We start from the raw sequence: 18,130 nt of genomic DNA, 5'->3' as shown, positions 1-18,130 counted from the left end.
GAGGAAATCGTGCGTCTGTTCTGGCCGGCCGTGCTCATCCTCGCCACCTCGTGCGGCCTGGCTGAGGACGGCACGCAGCCCGTGGTCACGGGTGCGTTCGGCACCAAGCCGGTCGTCGCCATACCCAAGGGCAAGCCGAGCCGCACACCGCGGATCACCGTGCTGTCGATGGGCAGCGGCCGGCGTACGCTGCCTGGCGACGTGGTGCTCGCCGACGTGGACATCCGGCGCTGGTCGGGCAACCGGCCGTACATGAGCACCTATGACGGCAACCAGCCCACCGCGGTCGTCTTCGACGGCAGGCAGGTGTCGGAGACCTGGCGGCAGTCGCTCATCGGCCGGCCGGCGGGCAGCCGGGTCATGCTGGTCAGCCCGGCGTCCGAAGCGCTCGGTCCCAACGTGCCGCTGACCGGCCTCGCACCCGCGGACACGCTGGTGCTGGTCTTCGACATCCTGGGCGGTTACCCACCCGACGCCAGGCTGGTCGGCCGCACCCTGCCGGTGATCCCGGGCGACCTCGTACCGGGCGCGCCGCCTCGTGTCCTCATCGACGGCTCGGGGGACGAGATCGTGGCCGGGGCGAAAGTGGTGATCCAGTACGTGGAGGCGTCCTGGCCGTCGCGGACCGTCGTGGACTCGTCCTACCGGAGGGGTGGGCCCAGCGCGTTCGTACTGGAGGAGGGGTCCGTGCCGGATGGCTGGCTGGAGGGGCTCGTGGGCCGGCGGGTGGGCAGCAGGGTCGCGGTTTCCTGTTTCGGTGACGAGTCGTCGCTCTACGTGATAGACGTATTGGACACGTTCACGCACGTGTGACAAGGGGCCGGGTGATAGGTGTGCCACCCGGCCCCTTGGCATGCCGGCGCGCTACGTGCACCGGCGGACTGTCATGATCGGGACACCAGCCGACGTACCAGCCGCTTGAGGCGGGACTCCTGGACCGGCGCACCCTCGAGGGCGTCAAGGGCCTCGGCGGCGGTCGGGCGCTTGGCCGGGGAGTGGTCGAGCATCCTGCGCACGACCTCGGGCACCTCGGGCCCGTGGGCGTCGCCGCTGGTGGGGAGCTCGCCCGTGAGCAGGTGGTAGGCGATGGCGCCGGCCGCGTAGACGTCGGAGGCGGTCGTCATCCGGTCGGGCCGCTCCTGGCACTCGGGCGCCACGTAGTGGGCGTCGAGCACGTTGCCCAGCTCGTGGGCGACGGTGTAGTTACGCGGCCCCGGCTTGGCGTAGTCGAACCCGGTCAGCACCGCGTGCCCGTCGTCCGTGACCAGCACGGAGGCCGGGGTCAGCGCGCGGTGGACGACGCCGTTGGCGTGGGCGTGCGCCAGCCCGCGCAGCAGGTCCTGGATCACGCCCAGCCGGGCGCCCTTGCCCAGCGAGAGGTGCAGCGCCTCGCCGTGCACGTCGTCCAGCACCAGCACGAACCGGCTCTCGTCGTCGATGGCGAAGAAGTCGCGCGAGCGCACCACGCACGGGTGCGGCGGGATCCTGGCCAGCGTCTGGTACGCGTTGGCGATGCGCTGCCGCTCGGCCGCCCGCGCCTCGCTGTCGGCCAGCGGGTCGGCCTGGTAGACCCGTAGCAGCACCGTCTCGCTGCCCGGCAGCGTCGCGTTGAACGCGCGGTATTCGGTGACCTTGGTGTCGCCGCCGAGCTGCTCCTCGACCTCCCAGTTGCCGAACCTCGGCGGCGCGGTGCTGCGGCGTACCGTCTGGTTGAGCGCGTCGAGGATCGCGGTGCGGTACGGCTTCGCGTCGGGGCTGCACCCGCGCCTGACCCTGGAGACGTCGCTCAGCGTGGTGAGCAGGCCCGGCAGGTCGGTGACGTTGACCGCGTCGCGCTGCGCGGGGTCGACCAGCTCGGCGTCGGGTGAGGTGAGCACGACCAGGCAGTCGACGTAGACCCGCTCCAGCTGGGTGGCCTTGGACACCAGCAGGCCCTTCAGCGCCTTGGCGGTGCCGCGCAGCTTGGCCACAGGAGAGCCGAACGCCTCCCTGCGCGGCGGGAACCAGCGCGTGCCCGACACCTCGATGCGGCCCCTGGTGCCCTTGACGTCGACGACCACGAGCGAGTGGCCGGTCAGCACGATCAGGTCCACCTCGAAGACGTCGTGGCCGCGCTGGACCTCGACGTTGTGCAGCAGCAGCCAGTCGGCGGGGGCGTGGTCGCGCAGATAGGCGATCACCCTCCGCTCGGCGTCGTTGACCGGACGTCCCCCGCCGACGATCTCTGCCATAGGGGGTATCCTCCCACGATTCACAGTTGACAGCATGTTGTCGAAATGACAGTATGTTGTCATGAAGGGAATCGTGCACCACGCCGTCTATGACACGTTCGCCGACTGGGAGACCGGTCACGCGACCGCCCACCTGCGCAACGGACGCCACCAGCGCGAGCCGGGCGGCTATGAGATCGTCACGGTGGGCCTGACCACCGACCCCGTCGTGAGCATGGGCGGCCTCCGCGTCACCCCGGATCTGGCGCTCGACCAGCTCTCGCCTGCCGCCAGCGCGCTGCTCATCCTCCCCGGGGCCGACCTGTGGGACATGGGCGCCACGCTCGCGCCGTTCGCCGCGAAGGCCAGGGAGTTCCTCGACGCGGGGGTGCCGGTGGCGGCCATCTGCGGCGCCACCGCCGGGCTGGCCAGGGAGGGGCTGCTGGACGAGCGCGACCACACGAGCGCGGTGGTGCAGTATCTGGCGGCGCAGGAGGGCTACTCGGGCGCCGAACACTACCTCGACCAGGACGCCGTGCTCGGGGGCGACCTCATTACGGCAGGACCGACGGAGCCGGTGGCGTTCGCGCGGGAGATCTTCCGGCGGCTCGACATCTACCGGCCGGAGGTGCTGGACGCCTGGTTCCGGTTGCACGCGAGGAGTGACGCGTCGGCCTTCGAGGTGTTGATGGCGGCATGACGGACACGCCGGAGCTGCTCTCGGGCCTCGCGCTGGCTTCGTTCCGGCTCAACGGGCAGTTCCTCCAGGTGGCGGAGGGGCTGGCCCGCCCGGCGGGGATGACGGCGGCGTGGTGGCAGGTGCTCGGCGCCGTCCTGTCCGAGCCGCTGCCGGTGGCGGGGATCGCCCGGGTCATGGGGATGAGCCGGCAGGGGGTGCAGCGGATCGCGGACCTGCTGGTGGAGCGGGGGCTGGCCGAGTATCGCCCCAACCCGGCGCACCGGCGCGCCAAGCTGCTGCAGCCCACTGCCGCCGGGCGCGCCTCCATCGCGAAGATCGTCCCCGGCCACCACGCCTTCGCCGAACGCCTGGTGGAGGAGCTGGGGCCGGACGGCGCCCGCGACTGCCTGGAGGCCCTGCACCGCCTCTCCGCCGCCCTGGACCGCCTGGACGCCCAGCCGTAACCCCGATGGCCGCTCCCGGCGCCTCCGGGCGCGGGACGGCCACCAGGTCGGGCATCCGATAGGCCGCGTGCGCCGGTCCGGTGTCCTTTGTCGGGGCGGAGCAGGGGCGGTTCTCCATTTTCGGTTGATCATTTGCTAAACGGCGGTGAACGGCTGCCCCATCGCGCGTGCGGCCGGTAAAAATAAAGCTCGTTCGCCGGACTGTTTCCGTTGTGTCTGCGCCGCGCCTGGTTGACGAGCGGAAAAACCGAGTGCCAAGAAATCGAGGCACCTCTTTGACCTCCCGGAGAGCTTTCTGAGTTGCGATTCTGGCCGCCTCCCGCGATTGTTATTTGCGGCACCTCACAGCCCTGCAGAAACGACTATGGCGCTGGAAATTTCCGCGCCGATCCATGGAGGAAAGCACACATGATCCGTCGCATTCTGGCCGGTGCAGCAATCGCCGCCGCCGCTCTTGGCTTCTCCGCCACCGCGGCCTCCGCCGACGTCGGTCCCAACCCGCAGACCAGCGGGTGGAGCCTGCTGAGCCAGCTGACCGCTGCCGAGGACCTGACCGCGCTGAACAACATCCTGAACGACTCGGCCAAGGACATTCACCTCCTCCCGGTGACCGCGCCGGTGACCGTGCCGGTGTCCGACGTCGCCGACCTCGACGCCCCGGTCCTGAGCGTCCCTGTCATGAGCCACGTCAGCCCGGTCGACAACGACTGACGGCTCCTCACGTGGCGTAGGCAGGAAGCCGATCGCGGCTCTCGTGTGAGGGGCCGCCCGGCCAAGGTCGCCTTCCTGGTAGTTGAGGTGAACCAGAAGAACGGGCCGTGGACATTCGCGAAGCCACGGCACGGGCTTGGTGCGCACTGAGCTATCCGCGCCCTGTGGCCCGGGTCGATCACTGCAGGATCACCTGGGCCGCGGGGCCGTGGCCATGCATGGCCGCACGACGAGGCCGACGCGCTCAGGCCCCGGGTGCGCCGAATCGTTGTCGTAGCAGATCAGATCCCCCGGTTCCACCTCCTCCTTGGACTCCTTGGACATCCGGCTCCCCGACCTCCACTACCCCTGAGTCGTCACCCCGGCCCGCGCACACGCGTATTCCCCGCCCCACGAATAAGCGCAGCGCGCAGCGGAATCACCTGCGCCAGGGCCATCGATATCGGCGACAGCCCACGTGGCCCATTCATGGAATATTCGGCGCGCCTGGAAAACTCATGCGCGCCATACCGTTCTGTCGGTAGCTTTCCTGCGCCTCAATGCCGACAACGTAACGCGCCAACAAACGCTCCGACAAGGCGGCCGCCACGGGGGACAGCCGGGCATGCGCGCGTCAAGGAGCAGGAGCACGGCTGCCGGAGCGCCTTCGTGCCAGGCGTGCGGGGAGCCGTTGCCGCCACCCTGGAGCCGGCGAGCCCGACCAGGGCGCGGATCCCGCTCCCATCGGGCCCCAGCGCACGGCCTCGCCGGGCCGTCATAATTTCCCCGTAATTCGGTCATTTTCCGGCGAAAATAACATAGCCAAACATACTTCGTGTAACCTAGGTTCTGGTTAATCGTCAGAGCAGGATCACGACCCCCAGAGCGTGTGTGTTGGGGGGTGCGAGGAGCGTGAGCGGCGCCGAAGAACGGCTGCTCTACCAGGACCGGCAGCTGACGATCACGATGCGCGCGATTCCCGGGCCACCGTCCGTCGCGCTCATCGGGGAGATCGACGCCTCCAACAGTCCTGCGGTCGCCGGTGCCCTGGCGGACTGCCGCCAGGGCGCGTACATCGTCGTCGACACCGGCGAGCTGAATTTCATCGACGTCTCGGGCCTGCGCGTGCTCGTCATGCCCACGCTGCCACCGTCACAGCGGTGGATCCGCCTGCACAACGTCACGCCGTACCAGCGCCGGCTGCTGCGCATGATGGGCTGGTACTACGAGCCCCGCGCCCATCACCTGCCCGTGTAGAGAGCAGGGCCGCCGAGGTGCCCAGGCCCGTCGGCCCGCCCAGCCGGAACTGCGGCGGCCGGTTGTGGCGGCGCAGCGACTCCTCGTCGTACCGGAAGCAGTGCCGGTGCCAGTGGAGCACCCCGCTTACCCAGTCACGCAGCTCGTTGACGAACGCGTCGAGGTCTCGCCGGGCCTCCGCGTCGAGGCCGAGGTCGTCGCACACGACCGGCAGCTCGTGCTCGACGATGTGCTGGAACTGCCGCATCCGCGAGGTCAGCAGGTCGTTGACGATGCCGAGCGCCGTCGGGTAGTCGCAGTCGAAGAAGTTCTGGACCACCAGCACGCCGTTGTGCAGCTCGCCCCCGAACTCGATCTCCTTCTGGTACGAGAAGATGTCGTTGATCAATGTCCCGCAGTCGCTGATGGCGCTCTCCAGCGCCCGCATCGGGCCGCTCTCGTACACCTCCCGGCCGATCCTCTTGCCGTGCCGGAGCCGGGCCAGGCTCATCGTCAGCTCGGAGCCGAACGTCCGGCGGCGCATCTCCACGTAGTCCACGGGATCGGGGATGCGGTTGGCGAACTCGTCGGCCAGCTCCCACAGCCAGCTCGCGCACATGCTCTCCACCGCGCCGCGCAGCTCGCGGCGCTCCTCGAGCGGCATCGGCCCCGTCGTACGCGCCCAGACGTCGGCCAGGCCCCGCTCCAGCGCGTTCGCGGGCGGCGGCGCGGGCGAGCCGTCCAGGGGCATGAACGCCGACAACCGCTCCACCGCCGTCTTGGCCGCCACGAGGTTGCGTGACCGGCCGAAGACGGCCGGGAAGTAGTCGTCCGCGTACGTCCCCCAGGCCAGCCAGTACGACGCCAGATCCAGCTCCTCAGGGGTGGCGTCGGGATGGAGCCCCGCGGCGCACAGCGGCAGGTCGATGTCGATCAGCTGCCGCTCGTCCCATATGCCCGAGTCGAGCAGCCCCATCTCCTCGCACCAGGCCACGGTGTGCCGCCGGGCCGCGTCGAGATGGGGTGACAGCCTCACCTGGAACGGCATGTACAGGTCGGGGATCCGCGACGGCCCCACCCGCTGGTGCGGCACGTGCGTGAAGTTACGCAGCCGCTTGGCCCCCAGCAGGTTGACGATCGACGACATGCCCAGCGGCTTGGCGGCGGCGGCCCGCTTGTTCATGTACCGGCTGGAACGCAGGTGCCACTCGTGCCCGCCCGACTGCCAGTCCTGCAGCCCTTTGACGTAGGCCAGCACGCCGGCCGCGCTGATCGGGTCGATCGCGTACTCCACGAACAGCGGTCCCAGCTCGGTGAGCGCCGTGTGCTCGAACTGCTGCAGCCGCGAGGTCAGCAGGTCGTTGACGGCGTCGGCGGCCTCCTGCGTGCCGCACTTGAGGAACGTCTCCAGCACCAGCACGCCGTTGCTCAGCTCGCCCTCGTCCCCGACCTCCCGCTCGTACGAGAACAGGTCGTTGCGCAGGTGCACCGCGTCCGAGAAGGCGTCCTTGAGCACCCGCATGGGACGGGTCCCCGCGATCCGCGCGGGCACCTCGGCCCCCACCGCGTGCTCGACGAGCCCGGCCGACCAGGGCGCCCCGCCCACCTTGCGGCGCATCTCGATGTACTCGACCGGGTTGGCCACCCGCCCCCGGTTCATGTTGGCCAGCTCCCACAGCGACTCGTTCAGCAGGTTGCGGGTGCTCTCGGCGAACCGCGCCCGCCAGTCCGCCGACCTGCTCGGCACCGTACGCGCCCACAGGTCGGCCAGGCCCGCCTCGACCGGGTTGGTGGGCTCGGGCATGCTCAGGTCATCGCCCATCGGCATGAAGCGGGGGATCCGGTCGAGGTACGCCTTGCCGCCCCGCAGGTCGCCGGAGCGCTTGAACACCTCGAGGAAGTGGTCGTCGAAGAAGAAGACCCACACGTACCAGTCGGTGATCAGACACAGCTCGGCGCCGTCGCAGTCGGGATGGGTGTAGGCGCACATCAGCGGGTAGTCGTGGGCGTCCAGGTCGGCCTCCTCCCAGACGCCGGGGTCGTCGAGCATGCCCATGTCGCGCGCCCACCGCCTGGAGTGCGCGCGAGCCTCTTCGAGATGCGGGTTCAGCCGCGCCGGGTACGGCATGTAGAAGTCCGGCAGTTCGAACGGCTGGCTCATGGTCGCTCCCTCACAATGCGCGGCCGGCACCGTGCCCGCGGTGCCGGCCTCCGGCGTCCGGTCCCTCGGTCAGCCGTTCCTGCCGACCTCGACGTCCTCCAGCACGCCGAGCGCGTCCGGCACCAGGACGGCCGCCGAGTAATAGGCGCTGACCAGGTAGGAGATGACGGCCTTCTCGTTGATGTTCATGAACCGGACCGACAGGCTGGGCTGGTACTCGTCGGGGATGCCGGTCTGGTGCAGGCCGACGACGCCCTGGTTCTCCTGCCCGGTGCGCATGAGCAGGAAGGACGTCGTGTACGTGGCCGAGATCGGGATCTTGTTGCACGGGAAGATCGGGATGCCCCGCCAGGCCGGCACCTTGTGCCCGAAGGCGTCGATGGACTGCGGGTAGACGCCGCGCTTGCTGCACTCCCTGCCGAAGGCGGCGATGGCCTGCGGGTGCGCCAGGAAGAACGCCGGCTCCTTCCACACGGTGGCCAGCAGGTCGTCGAGGTCGTCGGGGGTGGGGCGGCCCGTGCGGGTGCGGATGCGCTGGCTGAGGTCGGCGTTGTGGAGCAGGCCGAACTCCCTGTTGTTGATCAGCTCGTGCTCCTGCCGCTCGCGCAGGGCCTCGATCGTGAGGCGGAGCTGCTGGTCGAGCTGGCTCATCGGCTGGTTGTACAGGTCGGAGACCCGGCTGTGCACGCGCAGGACCGTCTGGGCCACGCTCAGCTCGTACTCGCGCGGGCTCAGCTCGTAGTCCACGAACGTGCCGGGCAGCACGGGCTCGCCGGTGTGGCCCGACGCCATTTCGATCGCGGCCTCGCCGTAGTCGTTGTGGGCGTGCTCCTCGCTCGAGTGCCAGCGGTCCAGGTGCTCGCGCAGCGCGGGCGACTGATCGGCCAGCTGCTCGAAGTCCTGCCTGGACAGGGTGAGCACGGTGGTGGCCGTCTTGGCCCGCGCGGTGAACGCGAACCGCCCGCCGTCGGTCAGCGTCTGCTCGCCGAGGTAGTCGCCGTCGGCCAGGATGCCGAGGTTCTGCTCGTCGCCGTACGCGCCGCGGGTCACCTTGCTCACGCGACCGTGCGCGATGAGCACGAGCCGGTCAATGGGGCGGCCCTCGGAGACGATCTCCTCACCGGCCTCGATCTCTCGCTGCGTGAAACCGCCGGCCAGGGCCTGCAGCGCCTCGGTGTCGTCGAAACCGCGCAACATGGGTATCTCGGTGAGCTCGGCAGGAATGACCCGCACGTCAGAGCCGGTGTTGCTGAACGTGATGCGGCCGTCGCCCAGCTCGTAGGTCAGCCGCCGGTTGACCCTGAACACGCCGCCCGAGCACTGAACCCATGGCAGCAGCCGCAGCAGCCAGCGCGAGGTGATCTCCTGCATCTGCGGCGGCGTCTTGGTCGTGGTCGCGAGCTGCCTGGCGGCCTCGGTGCTGAGGCTGAGCTGGCTGTTGCCGTTGACGGTCTCAGGGGCTGTTGAGTTGGTCGTTTCGGTCATCGTGCTGCACCACCAATCTCGGTATGGGACTTAACCGGGCTTGCGGGTGGGTCGGAGTTCGGGCGGAAGCGAGAACGTGCGGGTCTCCTCGGTCAGCGTCATCCGCTCCACGTCGGCGTATCCGCGGGCGGCGAGCCAGTCGAGTAACTCCTCGACCGGCCGCTCGGGGACCGAGGCGCCAGAGGTGATCCCGACGGTCCGCACGCCGTCGAGCCACCGCTCGTCGGCGTCGGCGGCCCCGTCGACCAGGTACGCCGCGTCCGCGCCCGCACCGAGCGCCACCTCGACCAGCCGCCGCGAGTTGGAGGAGTTGGCCGAGCCGACGACGATGACCAGCTCGCACTGCGGGGCGATCCGGGTGATCGCCTCCTGGCGGTTCTGGCTGGCGTAGCAGATGTCGTCGCTGGGCGGGTCGACCATGTCGGGGAAGCGTTTGCGCAGCTCGGTGACGGCCCGCATGGTCTCGTCCACGGCCAGCGTGGTCTGCGACAGCCAGCTCACCGGGCCCTGCGCCGTCACCTCGCCGGGGCTGGCCGGATCCACGACGTGGATGTGCTCGGGGGCCTCGCCGTACGTGCCCTCGACCTCCTCGTGCTCGGCGTGGCCGATGAGCACGATCTCGTAGCCCGCCTCGGCCATGCGTACGGCCTCCTTGTGGACCTTCGTGACCAGCGGGCAGGTCGCGTCGATCGTCCGCAGGCCACGCCGCTCCGCCGCCTGCTTGACCGCCGGCGAGACCCCGTGCGCGGAGAAGACGACCAGCGAGCCGTCGGGCACCTCGTCGAGCTCCTCGACGAAGACCGCGCCGCGCCTGGTGAGGTCGCCGACCACGTAGGTGTTGTGGACGATCTGCTTGCGCACGTAAACGGGTGCGCCGAAGCGCCTCAGCGCCTCCTCGACGGTGGTGATCGCGCGTTCGACCCCCGCGCAGAAGCCGCGCGGGGCCGCGAGAAGTACCCGTCCCATCTGGGAACCTCCTAGTAGGTGCGGTGCGCGAGCTGGTCTGCCAGCAGGGCCAGCGCTCTCGCGGCCTCCGGCTCGATCCGCGCCGCGGCAAGTGCCGTCACGGCCTCGTGCACGCGTTCTTCGATCATTTCCTCGACCTGGTCCAGCGCGCCCGTGTCGCACAGGATCTGCCGCAACTCCGCGGCGCGCTCCTCGGTCAGCCCGGGGTTGCCGTGCCAGCTCTTGAGCCGGCCGAGCTGGGCGGGCGAGGCGTTGCGTACGGCATGCGCGAAGAGCACCGTGTGCTTGCCCTCGCGCAGGTCGTCGAGCGCCGACTTGCCGGTCTCCGGCTCCGAGCCGAACGTCCCGAGCACGTCGTCGCGGAGCTGGAACGCCTCGCCCAGCGGCAGGCCGAAGCGCGAGTAGGACTCCAGCAGCTCCATCGAGGCGCCCGCCAGCGCGCCGCCGATCTGCAGCGGCCGCTCGACGGTGTATTTGGCGGTCTTGTACCGGATCACGGTGAGTGCCTCGGCCACGCTCGCGCCCGAACGGAGCTGGGCGAGGATGTCGAGGTACTGGCCGCTGATGACCTCGGTGCGCATGGCGTCGAACACGTGGTGCGCGGCGCGCAGCCGGTGCGGCTCGACCCCGCACGACGACAACATCGTGTCGGACCAGGCCAGGCTGAGCGTGCCGAGCAGGATGCCGCCCGCCCGCCCGAACGCCTCCGCGCCCGGTCCTGAGTGCAGCCCCGCCAGGCTCCGGTGCACGGTGGCCCGGCCGCGCCGCAGATCGCTGCCGTCCATGATGTCGTCATGGATGAGCAGCCCGGCGTGGCACAGCTCCAGGGCCGCGGCGGCGGTGATGATCTCCTCGCTGTCGCCGCCGCCGGCGCCGCGCCAGCCCCAGTAGCACAGCTGCGGCCGGACGCGCTTGCCGCCGATGAGGATGAAGTCGGCCAGCAACCGGTAGGCCGCCCCGACGTCAGGGTCGTCGACGGGGGCACGCCAGGTCTCGAGGAAGCCGGCCAGGCGCCGGTCGACGCGCGACCCGACGTTGGGTTGGGTGAAGCTCACCGGCATGCGCGCGGCTCCTTCGGTCAGAAGTTCGCTACCAATAGTTATCCATCCAATACGTAGCGTGTAAAGGCTCTTTTGTGGCGGGCGACTTCTTTTGCCTCAGCAGTCCCAACGGCAGGGCGTGTCAAGAGGGGCGGATCGTTTGATGCTCTATGTGCGGGTATGCGGCATTTGTGGGCCCCTTCCGTAAGGAGACACCATGAAGGCAGTCACCTGGCACGGCAAGCGCGACGTCCGGGTCGAGGAGGTTCCTGACCCCTCGATCAAGGAGCCGAACGACGCGGTCATCAGGGTGACCAGCACCGGCATCTGCGGCTCCGACCTCCATCTGTACGAGGTGCTCGGGCCGTTCATGGCCGAGGGCGACGTCCTCGGGCACGAACCCATGGGCGTCGTCGAGGAGATCGGTCCCAGCATCGCGAACATCAAACCGGGTGACCGCGTGGTCATCCCGTTCAACATCTCCTGCGGCCACTGTCACATGTGCTCCATGGAGCTCTTCGCCCAGTGTGAGACGACCCAGGTGCGCGAGCACGGCACGGGCGCCGCGCTCTTCGGCTACACCAAGCTCTACGGCCAGGTGCCCGGCGGGCAGGCCCAGTACCTGCGGGTGCCCGAGGCGCAGTTCGGCCCCATCAAGGTGCCCGAGGGGCCGCCGGACGAGCGGTTCCTGTACCTGTCCGATGTGCTGCCCACCGCCTGGCAGGCCGTCGCCTATGCGGACATCCCCGACGGCGGCAGCGTCACCGTCTTCGGTCTCGGCCCGATCGGCCAGATGTGCACCCGCATCGCCGGCCACCTGGGCTACCGGGTGATCGGCGTGGACGGCGTCACGCACCGTCTGGAGATGGCCCGCCGCCACGGCATCGACGTCATCGACGCGAGCGAGGTCATGAACGTCCCCGAGGAGATCCGCCAGCGGACCTCCGGGCGCGGTACGGACTCGGTCATCGACGCGGTCGGCATGGAGGCCCACGGCTCGCCCGCCGCCAAGGTCGCCCAGACCCTCGCCGGCATGCTGCCGTCCGGGGTCGCCGCGCCGCTCATGACCCATGCGGGCATCGACCGGCTGGCCGCGCTCAACCAGGCCATCGACGCGGTACGGCGCGGCGGCGTCATCTCCGTCATCGGCGTCTACGGCGGCATGACGGATCCCATGCCGATGCTGCGCATGTTCGACAAGGGCATCACGATGCGCATGGGGCAGGCCCACGTCCGGCGGTGGACCAGCGCGCTGATGCCGCTGCTGACCGACGAGACCGATCCGCTCGGCGTCATGGACCTGGCCACGCACCGGATGCCGCTGGAGCAGGCGCCCATGGCGTACGAGATGTTCCAGAAGAAGTCGGACGGAGCGGTCAAGATACTCCTACAGCCATAACTTGGCATGTCACGGGGATTTTCCGGCCCAAAGGGCGGGCAGCCGAGCCTCCATGAGAGTCGTTGTGGTTGGAGCAACCGGAAACGTCGGCACCAGCGTGGTGCGCGCGCTGGCCACGGACGGCGGCGTGACCTCGATCGTCGGGGTCGCCCGCCGGTTGCCCGGGTGGCGGATCGACCGCACCGACTGGCGGCAGGCTGACGTCGCGACCGCGGACCTGACGCGGATCTTCGACGGCGCGGACGTGGTCGTGCACCTCGCGTGGCTGTTCCAGCCGACCAGGCACCCGGCCACCACCTGGCGGGCGAACGTGCTGGGCAGCATGCGCGTCTTCCGCGCCGTCGCAGAGGCGAGCGTGCCCGCGCTGGTCCACGCCTCGTCCGTGGGGGCGTACTCGCCGGGGCCCAAGGACCGGCCGGTGGACGAGAACTGGCCCACGCACGGCTGGCCGGGGGCCGCGTACGGGCGGGAGAAGGCGTACGTCGAGCGCGTGCTCGACGTCTTCGAGCACGATCACCCGAGCATCCGCGTGGTGCGGATGCGGCCCGGGTTCGTTTTCCAGCGGGCGGCGGCGACCGAGCAGCGCAGGTTGTTCGGCGGGCCGTTCGTGCCGCGGCGGCTGATCAGGGCGGGGCGCATCCCGTTCGTGCCGGACATTCCGGGTTTGAAGCTGCAGGTGGTGCACGCCGAGGACGCGGCGGAGGCGTACCGGCTGGCCGTCACGAGGGACGTTCGGGGCGCGTTCAACATCGCCGCCGAACCCGTGCTCGACCCGCCCGACCTGGCCAAGCTGCTCGACGCCCGCACGGTGTCGGTCTCGCCGACCGTGGCCAGGGCGGCCATGGCGATGGGCTGGCGCATGAGGCTCATTCCGGCCGCGCCCGGGCTGCTCGACCTGGTCCTGCGGCTCCCGGTCATGAAGACCGACCGCGCCAGGGAGGTGCTGGGCTGGACGCCGCGGCACTCCTCGTGGGAGGCCATTCGGGAGCTGCTCGAGGGGCTGCACGACGGCGCCGGCATGGACACCGCGCCGCTCGCTCCCGACGGCGGGCCGGTCGGACGAGTCAAGGAACTAGCCACCGGCGTGGGCAGAATGTGAAGCCTGGGGTGTAAGGCTCCGGCTTCGGGGAACGGGAGACAGAACGCGAGGTCCTGAAGCGCGGCCTGTGTGTCGGACGACACGGAGGAGTGCATGCGCACCCTGATGGCCCAGCCCTTCACCCTCCACGACGTCACCAGACTGCGTCGCGCCGTGGCCGAGTTGGCCCGGAGTTGCGGGCTGAGCGGTCCCCGGCTCCACGACTTTGTCCTGGCCGTGCATGAGAGCGTGGTCAACGCCGTGGAGCACGCCGGTGGGCACGGGTACTTCAAGCTGTGGACGGTGAACGGCGTGATCCGCTCCGAGACGACCGACCGGGGCTCTGGCATCCCCGGCGGATACGTGGACGCCGATCTGAAGCCGCTCGACCTTGCCCAGGAGGGCAGGGGGATCTACCTCATCCGTCGGTTGTGCGACATGGCCGACTTCGAGACCGGTCCCGGCGGCACCACGGTCCTGCTCACCATGCGGCTGCCACGAGCGCCCCACCGCACCACCCATCGGGTCATGAAGCGGATCCGGGTGACCGCCGGCCACCATCCCTTCGGCCGCTTCACCGCCTGACGACCTGCTCCGGTGCGGGGTGCCCGCGGGCGCGCTCCCAGGCGGCTGGCCTGGGCGGAGGGCAGGTAGGCTCACAACGTGAGCGGCGAAACGCGTTCAACCGGGATGATCTCGCCCGCCCGGCGCATCGGGCGGCGGGAGTTCGATTTCGCGCGCCAGGTCGCCATCATGGCCATCGTCAACAGGACGCCCAACTCCTTCCACGACCAGGGCCGCACGTTCGAGCTCCACAGCGCCGTCGCGGCCGCGTGCAGGGCCGTGGACGACGGGGCCGACTGGGTGGACATCGGCGGGTTCGCCTTCAGCGCGGCCCAGGCGCAGATCGGCACGGACGAGGAGATCGACCGGGTCGCGCCGGTGATCGCCGAGGTCAGGAAGGCCACCGACGCCGTCATCTCCGTCGACACCCACAGGCCCGAGGTGGCGCGGGCGGCCGTCGAGGCGGGCGCCGATGTGATCAACGACACCAACGGCCTGCGCGAGCCCGGCATGGCGGAGTTCGCCGCCGAGTCGGGGGTCAGCGTGATCGTCACGCACAGCCTCGGCGGCCCGGGCAGACGCGTCCTGCGGCCGAGCTACGCCGACGTCGTCTCCGAGGTGGCCGAGTACCTGCGCGAGCGGGTCGCGTACGCGCTCAAGACCGGCATCGCGGACGACAAGATCATCATCGATCCCGGCCACGACCTGAACAAGAACACCTTCCACTCGATCGAGCTCACGCGCCGGCTCGAGGAGATCACCGCGATCGGCTACCCGACGCTGGTGGCCCTGTCCAACAAGGACTTCATCGGGGAGACGCTCGACCGGCCCCAGGGCGAGCGGAAGGAGGGGACGATCGCCGCCAACGTCTTCGCCATCCTCAAGGGCGCCCGCATCCTCCGGGTGCACGACGTGGCCGCCACGGTCGCGTCCGTACGCATGACCGAGGCCATGCTCGGCTGGCGTGGCCCGCTGACCCCGAGTCACAATCTGGCCTGAGGAGGTCAATTGACCGAGCGGAAACCACAGGGGATGCCGTTCGAGAGCTGGGTCGACCGGCAGATTCGCGAGGCGGAGGAGCGCGGCGCGTTCGACGACCTGCCGGGGGCCGGAAAGCCCCTGCCGGACCGGCCGTACGACGAGATGTGGTGGATCAAGCAGAAGATCGAGAGCGAGGGGCTGTCGATGCCCCTGCCGCCCACGCTGGCACTGCGCAAGGAGGCCGAGGAGGCGCTGGCCGAGGCGCGCGGGGCCAGGTCGGAGACCCAGGTGCGGCAGATCCTCGAGGAGATCAACAACAAGATCCGCAAGGCGATCAGGACGGGGCTGTCCGGCCCGCCGCTCAACCTGATGCCGTTGGAGCGGCGAGCCTGGGGCGGAGAGCGGTAGCTTGCGTAACCAGCGGAGCCCCGTGCGAGCGCGACCATAGACACAGACATCGACGAGATCGTGTCGGAGTGGCGCAGGGCCCGATGAAGAAGAAGGGGCCCCGGGAGCGGGGCCCCTTCGACTGGTCGAGGGACCCGGGTCAGGCGGGCCCCTCCGAGAGACCCGGGTCAGGCGGGTCGCTCGGGCTTGCGTCGGGGGCCCGGATCAAGGTCCGGGCCCCGGCCGTGGCGGTTGCTAGTTGATGGGCGGGTAGGCGTTCCGCAGCAGCTCCTGGAACTGCGCGGAGAACCAGCGCCCGGACAGCGGCGCGTCGGGCAGCGCCCCCGACTTGTTGTGCTTGTTGAGGTCGTTGCCCTCGTACGTCGGGTCGCACATCCGGTCGAACTTCTTGCCTTCGTCGTTCGGGATGTCTGTGCTGGCGCCGTCGGACTCGCCCGGCGGCTTGATCCAGACGTAGGCGTCGAACCCGGAGGGGACGTTGGTGGTGGGCCGCGCGCCCATGCCCGCGCCGCTCTGGTTGCACCAGTTGCCGGCGTGGATGCGGCGGTCGGCGCGCGACTGGTCGACGAACTCGTTGACGTTCAGCGAGCTGCTCGGCCCGGTCGGGCGGGCGCTGCCGCCCCAGCCGTTGCGGGAGGTGTCGATCAGCATGCCGATCCCGGACGGGAAGCCCTTGGCGATCAGCCGCGTACGCAGGTCCGTCGCGAAGGTCTGCTCGTCGACGTACCAGTTCCAGTCCAGCCAGTTGGACTGCCGGACCGTCGTGCCGTTCACCGTGGTGTTGATCGTGAAGTACGGCTCGGTGGTCGCGGAGTAGTTGGCGGTGTTGACGATGAAGCCGTCCACGCTGTTCACCCCGGCGGCGGCACCGGAGACGGTGCGGTGGAAGAGGTCCACGCTCGGCTGGAAGTTCGAGTCCCAGCCGAGCCAGGCGTGGTGGGCGGCGTCGATGTAGGTGTAGACGTTGGTGATCGGGTGCAGCTGGTCCAGCGCGTACCTGACGCCGTCGACGTAACCACCGGGGCCGTTGGCCTCGCGGCACTTCTCGAAGGCGTTGAGGTTGGTGACCAGGTTCGGCAGCGAGTCGGGCTCGATGATCGTGACGATGCGCAGGTTGCGGTACGCCGAGTCCCTCAGGATCGCCGCGATCGGGTCGATGTACTCGGTCTTGTAGCGGTTGAACCCGTTCTGGGCGATGAGCAACTCGCCGTTGGAGGCCAGCGCCGAGCAGTCGCGGTTGGGCAGGTTGTAGACGACGATCTGGATCGTCAACGCCGCGGAGCCGTTGGCGGCGTCCTGCCGGACGGCTTCGTCCATGTGGGCGCGCAGGCCCAGGGCCGAGGAGGAGCCGGCGATCGCCGCGATGCGGTCAATCCACACGGCCGTCGAGGTGTTGGCCACCGCGGAGCCGCCCGGCTCGGCGGCCGCCTTGGCGGACCAGTTGGGGTTCACGTAGCCGGTGGCGCCGGCGTACGGGTTCGGGACGTGGGCCGGGTTGGGTCCGCCGTCGTCGTCGGCCTCGGTGGCGGTGACCGTCCGCGAGGTGAGCCCCGTGGAGGCGACCGTGATGGTCCGGCTGCCGTTCGTCGTGTCGGAGTCCTGCGCGGCGGCCAGGGTGACCGTCTGCGGGGTGTTCCAGTTGGACGTCGTGAAGGTGAGGCTGCCGCCGGAGGAGACCGTGATGTCGGTGTCGCCGCTGCCGGCGGTCGAGGTGACGCTCACGTTGCCGGAGGGCTGGGCGGCCAGCCTCACCGTGTACGTGGCGGTGCCGCCTTCGGGCACGGTGACCGCGGGCGGAGTCACGATGATCGACTGCTCCTGGACGGAGTCGTCGTCCACCTCGGTGGCGTTGACCGTGGCGCCGGTGACGCCGTTGCCGCCCACGCTGAACGCGGCCGTGCCGGCGGTCGTGTCGGAGTCCTGGGCCGCGGCCAGGGTCACCGTCTGCGGGGTGTTCCAGTTGCTCGGCGTGAAGGTCAGCGAGCCGCCCGAGCTGACGGTCAGGTCCGTGTCACCGCTGGTCCGCGCGGTGCTGACGGTCACGTTCGAGCTCGGCGCGGACGACAACCTGGCGGTGAACGTCGCCGTGCCGCCCTCGTTGACCGCGACCGAGCTGGCCGACAGGACCACGGACGGGGTCGTGGGGGTGCCACCGCAGGTGACGCCGTTGACGCTGAAGGACGTCGGGTTCGGGTTGCTGCCCGTCCACGTGCCGTTGAAGCCGATGGAGACGGACGCGCCCGTGCCCAGGCTGCCGTTGTACGGCATGTTGGTGCCGGTCACACGCGTGCCTGACTGGCTCCAGTTGGCCCCCCAGCCGGAAGGGGTGTACTTCTGGCCCGCGTTCGGGAAGTCGAAGGCCAGGGACCACGAGGTGATGGGGTCGCCGGTGTTCTTCAACGTGATGCTCGCGGTGAAACCGCCCTGGCCAGGGCTGCTCGTCCACGAGTTGGCAGAGTAGGTCACGTCGCAGGCGACCGCGGCGTTGGCGGCCGTGCTCTGGCCGACGACGAGCCCTAAGGCCGCGACACTCGCGGCGGTCACGGTCACGGCCCATCTGCGAAGGCCGCGTTGGAGTTTCACGAGCGATCATCTCCAGTGTTAGAGGGCTGGGAGCGCTCCCATGGTCTGCCTCAGCCGGATCCGTGTACAGCGGGCGCCTCTCCAAAAGGTGTCCGCCGCCCCACATGCTCGTTGAATGGCCCGGAATGCGGATGAAACTTTCATCCCGGGCAGCCTGGTGAGAGGAAACACGGGGGTTACCGGACC

At 69.8% G+C, this 18,130-nt stretch carries 16 protein-coding genes; 10 read left to right on the top strand and 6 right to left on the bottom strand.

Annotation, left to right across the window (positions count from 1 at the left end; translation table 11 throughout):
• Window positions 1-9 precede the first annotated feature (9 nt).
• Complete coding sequence (locus ACIBVN_RS06475) at window positions 10-813, top strand: FKBP-type peptidyl-prolyl cis-trans isomerase (RefSeq protein WP_397133357.1); 804 nt, start codon at window positions 10-12, stop codon at window positions 811-813.
• 71 nt (window positions 814-884) lie between these two features.
• Here ACIBVN_RS06475 and ACIBVN_RS06470 read toward each other — a convergent pair whose 3' ends face one another.
• Window positions 885-2,231 carry an NERD domain-containing protein gene (locus tag ACIBVN_RS06470; RefSeq protein ID WP_397133355.1) on the bottom strand — a complete coding sequence of 449 codons (1,347 nt, stop codon included), beginning with the start codon at window positions 2,229-2,231 and terminating at the stop codon, window positions 885-887.
• Window positions 2,232-2,292: 61 nt separating this feature from the next.
• On the opposite strand from ACIBVN_RS06470, the gene ACIBVN_RS06465 reads away from it, so the two are divergent.
• From ACIBVN_RS06465 to ACIBVN_RS06450, 4 genes are all read left to right on the top strand, one after another.
• A complete protein-coding gene (locus ACIBVN_RS06465; RefSeq protein ID WP_397133353.1) occupies window positions 2,293-2,910 on the top strand; it encodes a type 1 glutamine amidotransferase family protein in 618 nt (205 codons plus the stop codon).
• A complete protein-coding gene (locus ACIBVN_RS06460) occupies window positions 2,907-3,353 on the top strand; it encodes a MarR family winged helix-turn-helix transcriptional regulator (protein WP_397133351.1) in 447 nt (148 codons plus the stop codon). Before ACIBVN_RS06465 ends, ACIBVN_RS06460 begins: the two co-directional genes overlap by 4 nt.
• 408 nt (window positions 3,354-3,761) lie before the next feature.
• Window positions 3,762-4,064: a hypothetical protein gene (locus ACIBVN_RS06455; RefSeq protein WP_397133350.1), complete on the top strand. Its 303-nt coding sequence runs from the start codon at window positions 3,762-3,764 to the stop codon at window positions 4,062-4,064.
• 891 nt (window positions 4,065-4,955) lie between these two features.
• A complete protein-coding gene (locus tag ACIBVN_RS06450; protein ID WP_397133348.1) occupies window positions 4,956-5,300 on the top strand; it encodes an STAS domain-containing protein in 345 nt (114 codons plus the stop codon).
• Here ACIBVN_RS06450 and ACIBVN_RS06445 read toward each other — a convergent pair.
• The 4 genes from ACIBVN_RS06445 to ACIBVN_RS06430 all read right to left on the bottom strand — a co-directional run bounded on the left by ACIBVN_RS06445 (window position 5,224) and on the right by ACIBVN_RS06430 (window position 10,952).
• Entirely contained in the window at window positions 5,224-7,440 is a 2,217-nt protein-coding gene (locus tag ACIBVN_RS06445) for a germacradienol/geosmin synthase (protein WP_397133346.1), read from the bottom strand. The two genes, ACIBVN_RS06450 and ACIBVN_RS06445, sit on opposite strands and share 77 nt — an antisense overlap.
• A gap of 69 nt (window positions 7,441-7,509) precedes the next feature.
• Window positions 7,510-8,925 carry a family 2B encapsulin nanocompartment shell protein gene (locus tag ACIBVN_RS06440; RefSeq protein WP_397133344.1) on the bottom strand — a complete coding sequence of 472 codons (1,416 nt, stop codon included), beginning with the start codon at window positions 8,923-8,925 and terminating at the stop codon, window positions 7,510-7,512.
• A 30-nt stretch (window positions 8,926-8,955) separates the two neighbouring features.
• Window positions 8,956-9,891: a 4-hydroxy-3-methylbut-2-enyl diphosphate reductase gene (locus ACIBVN_RS06435; protein ID WP_397133342.1), complete on the bottom strand. Its 936-nt coding sequence runs from the start codon at window positions 9,889-9,891 to the stop codon at window positions 8,956-8,958.
• Window positions 9,892-9,902: 11 nt separating this feature from the next.
• Window positions 9,903-10,952 carry a polyprenyl synthetase family protein gene (locus ACIBVN_RS06430; protein ID WP_397133340.1) on the bottom strand — a complete coding sequence of 350 codons (1,050 nt, stop codon included), beginning with the start codon at window positions 10,950-10,952 and terminating at the stop codon, window positions 9,903-9,905.
• Between the two features lie 196 nt (window positions 10,953-11,148).
• Between ACIBVN_RS06430 and ACIBVN_RS06425 the strand changes: the two genes are divergently transcribed.
• From ACIBVN_RS06425 to ACIBVN_RS06405, 5 genes are all read left to right on the top strand, one after another.
• Complete coding sequence (locus tag ACIBVN_RS06425; protein WP_397133338.1) at window positions 11,149-12,330, top strand: zinc-dependent alcohol dehydrogenase; 1,182 nt, start codon at window positions 11,149-11,151, stop codon at window positions 12,328-12,330.
• Between the two features lie 52 nt (window positions 12,331-12,382).
• Entirely contained in the window at window positions 12,383-13,429 is a 1,047-nt protein-coding gene (locus ACIBVN_RS06420; protein WP_397133336.1) for an NAD-dependent epimerase/dehydratase family protein, read from the top strand.
• A 93-nt stretch (window positions 13,430-13,522) separates the two neighbouring features.
• A complete protein-coding gene (locus ACIBVN_RS06415; protein ID WP_397133334.1) occupies window positions 13,523-13,993 on the top strand; it encodes an ATP-binding protein in 471 nt (156 codons plus the stop codon).
• A 78-nt stretch (window positions 13,994-14,071) separates the two neighbouring features.
• Window positions 14,072-14,971: a dihydropteroate synthase gene (folP, locus tag ACIBVN_RS06410; RefSeq protein WP_397133332.1), complete on the top strand. Its 900-nt coding sequence runs from the start codon at window positions 14,072-14,074 to the stop codon at window positions 14,969-14,971.
• 9 nt (window positions 14,972-14,980) lie between these two features.
• Window positions 14,981-15,361 (top strand): DUF1992 domain-containing protein, encoded by a 381-nt coding sequence (locus ACIBVN_RS06405; protein WP_397133330.1) that lies wholly within the window; start codon window positions 14,981-14,983, stop codon window positions 15,359-15,361.
• 234 nt (window positions 15,362-15,595) lie between these two features.
• Here the strand turns inward: ACIBVN_RS06405 and ACIBVN_RS06400 are convergent, their stop codons facing one another.
• Window positions 15,596-17,911, bottom strand: coding sequence for a glycoside hydrolase family 6 protein (locus ACIBVN_RS06400; RefSeq protein ID WP_397133328.1), 2,316 nt, complete (start codon window positions 17,909-17,911; stop codon window positions 15,596-15,598).
• Window positions 17,912-18,130 lie beyond the last annotated feature (219 nt).

Source organism: Nonomuraea sp. NPDC049400, assembly GCF_044466425.1.
GTDB lineage: Bacteria > Actinomycetota > Actinomycetes > Streptosporangiales > Streptosporangiaceae > Nonomuraea.
Note: the sequence above shows the minus strand (reverse complement) of the source record. Positions and strands in the feature narration are given on the sequence as shown.